Here is a 223-nt window from a genome sequence, read left to right as displayed (position 1 = left end):
CGCGCACCTGCCCGCCACCGGCACCCTCTCGCCCTCCCCGGGCCTGCCCGCGCCCGTCGTCGTCACCGTCTGGGGTCGCCAGCTGCGGCTCGTCGGCGCCGCCGACCCGCGCCTCGGCCTGTTCGTCGAGCAGCTCGGCGGCGGACAGACCGCGCCCGAGCCGTTCGCGTCCTGCGCGGGCGGCGTACCCGATCCGCAGGGCGGCGAGGGCACGGGCTCCGGC

At 80.3% G+C, this 223-nt stretch carries 1 protein-coding gene; it reads left to right on the top strand.

Annotated elements, in window-relative coordinates; all coding sequences use genetic code 11:
* Positions 1–223: DUF3105 domain-containing protein (locus QWY29_RS20740; RefSeq protein WP_300963101.1), on the top strand; the 223-nt coding region annotated here is incomplete at both ends.

The sequence above is a fragment of the Nocardioides abyssi genome, from assembly GCF_030412915.1.
GTDB classification, from domain to species: domain Bacteria; phylum Actinomycetota; class Actinomycetes; order Propionibacteriales; family Nocardioidaceae; genus Nocardioides; species Nocardioides abyssi.
This window is presented reverse-complemented; position numbering and strand designations above follow the sequence as displayed.